General features: G+C 73.8%; 5 protein-coding genes. 4 read left to right on the forward strand and 1 reads right to left on the reverse strand.

Features of this window, described 5'->3' with window-relative positions; all coding sequences use genetic code 11:
- The 4 genes from JWN97_RS15845 to JWN97_RS15860 form a co-directional block, all read left to right on the forward strand.
- The coding region (locus JWN97_RS15845; protein ID WP_297624660.1) for an FHA domain-containing protein at positions 1-464 on the forward strand (464 nt) is incomplete at its 5' end.
- 57 nt (positions 465-521) lie between these two features.
- The gene (locus tag JWN97_RS15850) at positions 522-2357 is read left to right on the forward strand and encodes a helix-turn-helix domain-containing protein (RefSeq protein ID WP_297624663.1); all 1836 of its coding nucleotides are present in this window, start codon (positions 522-524) and stop codon (positions 2355-2357) included.
- Positions 2358-2449: 92 nt separating this feature from the next.
- Positions 2450-3226, forward strand: a complete 777-nt coding sequence (locus JWN97_RS15855) for a 3-hydroxybutyrate dehydrogenase (protein ID WP_297624666.1) — start codon at positions 2450-2452, stop codon at positions 3224-3226.
- 46 nt (positions 3227-3272) lie between these two features.
- Positions 3273-4643, forward strand: coding sequence for an MFS transporter (locus JWN97_RS15860; protein ID WP_297624668.1), 1371 nt, complete (start codon positions 3273-3275; stop codon positions 4641-4643).
- 68 nt (positions 4644-4711) lie between these two features.
- On the opposite strand, the gene JWN97_RS15865 is transcribed toward JWN97_RS15860, so the two are convergent.
- Positions 4712-5656: S8 family serine peptidase (locus tag JWN97_RS15865; protein WP_297624671.1), on the reverse strand; the 945-nt coding region annotated here is incomplete at its 5' end.

Below are 5656 nucleotides of genomic sequence, written 5' to 3' on the forward strand. Positions count from 1 at the left end.
CGCAGCCGGCCGCGCAGCAACCCCCGCGGCAGCAGCCCCCCGCCCACGCGGGACCGCCGGCGCAGATGCCCCCACAGGCGCCGCCGCGCCAGCAGGTGCCACCCCAGCAGCAGCGTCCGGTGGCCGCCTCGCCCCGGTGGCGGGTGCACTTCGACAACGGCGAGAGCTTCGTGATCGCCGGGCTCGCCCTCGTGGGCCGGCGCCCCGAGGCCCGCAGCGGTGAGCAGGTGGCCCACCTGATCCCGCTGGCGTCCGCCGACATGTCGGTGTCCAAGACGCACGCCCAGTTCGGCCCGGCGCCCGACGGCACGATCGTGGTGATGGACCGGGGCTCGACCAACGGCACCGTGCTGGTGCGGCAGGGCGTCTCCCGCCAGCTCGCGCCCGGCAAGCCCGCGTCGCTGGTCGAGGGCGACAAGGTCGTCTACGGCGACCGCGAGATGACCATCACCCGCGAGCGCTGAGATCCGCCGGGCCCGCCGCCGGGTGCGCGCGACCGGCAGTGGCGGCAGGATGTGCCCGTGCCGACCTTCCTCGACCTGCTCTACGACGAGGCGCCGCTGGCCGCCTTCGACGAGCGCCTCGCGGAGGCGGAGCGTGCCCTCGGCGAGGACGAGGCCGCGGTGGCGCGCTCGGAGTACGACGTCGCGCTGCGGCTGCGCGACCTGATGTCCCGCATGCGGTCGCGGGAGGCGGAGCTGTCGGCGCTCTACGAGACGGCGTCCGACCTCACCGCGATCCGTGACGTCGACACGATCCTGGCCGCGATCGTGCGCAGGGCGCGCCAGCTGCTCCACTGCGACATGACCTACCTGTCGCTCAACGACGACGGTGACGGCGCGTCCTACATGAAGGTCACCGACGGGGCGCTGACGCGCGAGTTCCAGACCCTGCGCCTGCCGCTCGGCACCGGGCTGCTCGGCCTGGTCGCGCAGACCGGCGCCGCCTACTTCACCGAGGACTACGCCACCGACGACCGCTTCGTCCACAAGGGCTACATCGACGCGGCCGTGGCGGGCGAGCAGATCCGCGCGATCCTGGGCGTGCCCCTGGTGCTCGACGGCGTGGTGATCGGCGCGCTGCTGGCCGTGCACCGCTCCGTCCGCCGCTTCCCGCAGGCGGAGGTCAGCCTGCTCACCTCCTTCGCCGCCCACGCCGTGGTGGCGCTGGAGAACGCACGCCTCTTCGCCGAGCTCGACGAGGCCAACCGGTCGCTGACCCGGCACACCGAGGCCGTCGACGCGGCGGCGCTCGCGCACGACCGCCTCACCGACCTGCTGCTCGGCGGCGGCGGCGTCGCGGAGGTCGCCGAGGTGCTCTCCACCGTGCTCGGAGGCGAGGTCTCCGTGTGGACGCCGGCGGGAGAGCTCCAGGCAGGGGAGGACACCGGCCTGGCCTGGTCAGACGCCGTCCCGGCCGCGGTGGCGTCCGGTCGATCGGTGGTGGTCGGGTCGGGTCTCGTCGCCGCCGCCCTCGCCGGCACCGAGCACGTGGCCACGCTCGTGCTGCGCCGCGACGAGCCGCTCGACCTCGCGGGTCGTCGTACGCTCGAGCGCGGCGCCCTGGTGACCGCCCTCGTCCTGCTCTTCGCACGCTCCGTCAGTGACGCCGAGGAGCGCCTGGGCGGCCAGCTGCTCGTCGACCTGCTGGAGGCCGACACGGAGGCCCGCGAGCGCCTGCGCGACCGCGTACGCCGCCACAGCGCCAGCCTCGACGGTCCCGTGGTCGTCGCCGCGGCCACCGTCGACGGCGCCGACCGGCACCGGGCCAGCCGGGCCGCGGTGGCACTCGCGCGCCGGATGTCCGGCCTGGCCGGCGAGCACCGGGGCGCCGTCGTCATGCTCGTGCCCGGCGAGGACCCGCAGCGGGTGGGCGCCGACCTGCAGGCGGCCGTGTCCGGGTTCGGCGGCGTCGCCACCGTGGGCGTGGCCGCCACGAGCGATCCCCTCCACGGCGACCGCCTGGTGGTGGCGCACGGCGAGGCCCGCCGCTGCCTCGACACCCTCGTCCGCCTCGGTCGGCGTGGTGACGTGAGCGACCCGGCGGGACTCGGCGTGGCACGGCTCCTGCTCGGCGACAACGACCCGGAGCACGTGACGGCCTTCGTCGAGACGATGGTAGGTCCGGTGCGCGACTGGGACGCCCGGCGCGGCACCGGGCTGGTGGACACCCTCGAGGCGTGGTTCGCCAGCGGCGGGCACCTCAAGGACACCGCGAGCACGCTCCACGTCCACCCCAACACCGTGACCCAGCGGCTGGACCGGATCGGCGAGCTCCTCGGCACCGGCTGGCGGGAGCCCGGGCGGGCACTCGACCTCCAGCTGGCCCTCAGGCTGGCGCGGCTCCAGGCTCCCTGACCCGAGAGGTGTGGCAGGGCCACACGCTCGCGGTGCAAATGTGGCGACGCCAGCCATGTGCTCTGCGTCACGTGCGTCCCTACGGTGAAGCCATGGCCACCGACACCGACCACCCCTCCAGCGAGTCCGCCCTGCACGGACGACGGGCCCTGGTGACGGGTGCGGCCAGCGGCATCGGCGCGGCGGTCGCGACCCGTCTCGCCGAGAGCGGCGCCGAGGTCCACCTCCTCGACCGTGACGAGGAGGGCGTGGCCAAGGTCGCCGCCCGGGTGCACGGCACCCCGCACGTCGTCGACCTCACCGACGAGGCCGCGATCGAGCGGCTCGACCTCGACGTCGACATCCTCGTCAACAACGCCGGGATCCAGCACGTCGCGCCGATCGAGGACCTCGACCCCGACCAGTTCCGCCTGATCCACGCGCTGATGCTCCACGCCCCCTTCCTGCTCGCGCGCCACGCCCTGCCCGGGATGTACGGCCGGGGCTGGGGCCGGCTCGTCCACGTCTCCAGCATCCACGGCCACCGCGCCTCGGCCTACAAGTCCGCCTACGTCAGCGCCAAGCACGGCCTCGAGGGGCTGTCGAAGGTGATCGCGCTCGAGGCCGCGGACAAGGGCGTCACCAGCAACACGGTGTGCCCCGGCTACGTCCGCACGCCTCTGGTGGAGGGCCAGCTCGCCGACCAGGCCCGGACCCACGGCATCGCCGAGGACGAGGTCCTCGAGACGGTCCTGCTGGCCCGCACGCCGCTGAAGCGCCTCGTCGAGCCCGAGGAGGTGGCCGACGCGGTCGCCTTCCTCTGCGGACCGGCGGCCACGTCCATGACCGGCTCCTCGCTGGTCCTCGACGGCGGCTGGAGCGCCGCCTGACCCACCCGCACGTCCTCTCCCACGGCACCCCCATGAAAGGTCTCCCATGTCCACCGACACCTCCACCACGGCCGGGACCGGCACACCGGGCGCCCGACCCGAGCGCACCGGCATCGTCAAGGTCGTCTTCGCGTCCCTGATCGGCACCGCCGTCGAGTGGTACGACTTCTTCCTCTACGGCTCGGCCGCCGCCCTCGTCTTCGGCACCCTGTTCTTCCCCGAGAGCGAGCCCGCCACGGCCACCCTGCTGGCCTTCGGCACCTACGCCCTCGGCTTCGTGGCGCGACCGCTCGGCGGCGTGGTGTTCGGCCACTTCGGCGACAAGGTCGGCCGCAAGAGGATGCTGGTCCTCTCGCTCTTCCTGATGGGGCTGGCGACCTTCGCGATCGGCCTGCTGCCGACGTACGCCGCCATCGGTGTCGCGGCCCCGCTGCTCCTGCTGCTCTGCCGTCTCGTGCAGGGCTTCGCGGTCGGCGGCGAGTGGGGCGGTGCCGTGCTGATGGCCGCCGAGCACGGTGACGACTCGCAGCGCGGCTTCTGGTCCTCGTGGCCGCAGGCCGGCGTCGCGCTCGGCAACCTGTTCGCCACCGGCGTCCTGTGGGTCCTCTCCGCCGTGCAGTCCGACGCGGCGTTCGAGTCCTGGGGCTGGCGCATCCCGTTCCTGCTGAGCGCGGTGCTCGTGGGCGTCGGCCTGTGGGTCCGGCTCTCGATCGAGGAGTCGCCCGTCTTCGCGGAGGCCAAGGCCGAGATGGAGACCAAGGAGACGCCCCACATGCCGATCATCGAGGTCTTCCGCAAGTACCCCAAGGAGGTCTTCGTGGCCATGGGGATGCGGATGGCCGAGAACATCTCCTACTACCTCTTCACGATCATCTCGATCTCGTTCCTCACGCTCTACGCGGGCACCGCGGACGACAAGCCGCTGATCCTCAAGGCGCTGCTGATCGGCTCCGTGGTCCACTTCGTGACGATCCCGCTCGTCGGTGCGCTCAGCGACCGGGTCGGGCGACGCCCGCTCTACCTCGCCGGTGCCGTCGGTGTGGCGGTGTGGTCGTGGTTCTTCTTCGACCTCATCGCCTCGCGCTCGGAGCCCAGGATCATCCTCGCCATCTGCGTGGGACTGGTCCTGCACGCCCTGATGTACGCCCCGCAGGCGGCGTTCTTCTCCGAGCTGTTCGGCACCTCGGTGCGCTACACCGGCGCCTCGGTCGGCTACCAGCTCGCGTCGATCTTCGCCGGCGCGCTGGCCCCGATCATCGCGATCGACCTCCTCGGCGACGCCAGCGACGGGACCGACAACGTCTCCAAGGTGGCGATCTACATGACGATCGCCTCGGTGCTCACGGTCGTCGCGGTCCTCTTCGCCAAGGAGACCAGGGCGACCTCGCTGCGCCACGACCGCGTGCTCAGCGACTGAGCCCTGCTGGTCCCGACACGGCCGTCGTCCCTCGGGGGACGGCGGCCCGTCGCGTCGTACGGGCGGGCTCAGCGCGTCAGCGCGACCGGGATCCGGGTGACGCCGCCGAGGGCTCCGAGCCACACCAGCGCACCGTCGTCGAGGCGGCCGGGGGCGGTGGGTCCGGTGACCGTGATGGTGAAGCGGGCCGACTGCCCCGGCGCCAGGCGTACGGCGAGGGGCTGGACGGTGACGCGGTGCGAGGTGAACCCGCGGGCGGTCACCGAGAAGTACTCCGCGCGGGTGCCGACGTTGGTGATCGTGCGCACCGCGCTGGTCTGGCGCGACGGCAGCAGGAGCGAGCTCGTGTTGAGCCCGGCCAGGGAGTGCGTGCGCAGCGCGCGACGCCAGGCGCGCGCGGGCACGTCGAGCGCCAGGTGGGCGGTCGGCGCGCGGCTGGGCAGGGCGCCGGACCCCTGTGCCAGCACCGACGCGCCCCGGACCGTGGTCGCCGAGGCGACGAGCTGCGAGCGCACCACGGCGGCGGACCAGTCGTCGTGCTCGCCCACCAGGAGCGCTGCGAGGCCGCTGGCGTTGGCGGCAGCCGCGGAGCTGCCGCTGAAGACGCCCCAGCTCCGTCCGGTCGCGTCGGGCACGGCGCCGAGCACGGCATCCCCGTCGGCGACCGCGTCGGGCTTGAGGGCGCTGCCGCGCGGGTCGCCCGACGCGCTCCACGGAGCCGTACGCCGGGTGCCGGGGTCGCCGGTCACCCGGGTCATCCGCAGGCGGCCGTCGGGGTGGCGGGCCACCCACCGGCTGAACCGCCGGCCGGCCGGGGCCGTCAGGTGGACCGTCGGCACCGAGTGGAAGTCGGCGGACACGGCGCCCGGCGTGAGGTTGACCAGCACCATCGCGCGACCGCCGGCCAGGGCGACGGACTCGGACTTGTCGATGCGGCCGATCCCGCCGCGGCGGCAGACCACGACGCGGCCGGCGACGAGCCGGGAGTCGAGGGCACCGCGACGGCACTGGCC

Source organism: Nocardioides sp. (assembly GCF_025965415.1).
In the GTDB taxonomy this organism is placed as follows: domain Bacteria; phylum Actinomycetota; class Actinomycetes; order Propionibacteriales; family Nocardioidaceae; genus Nocardioides.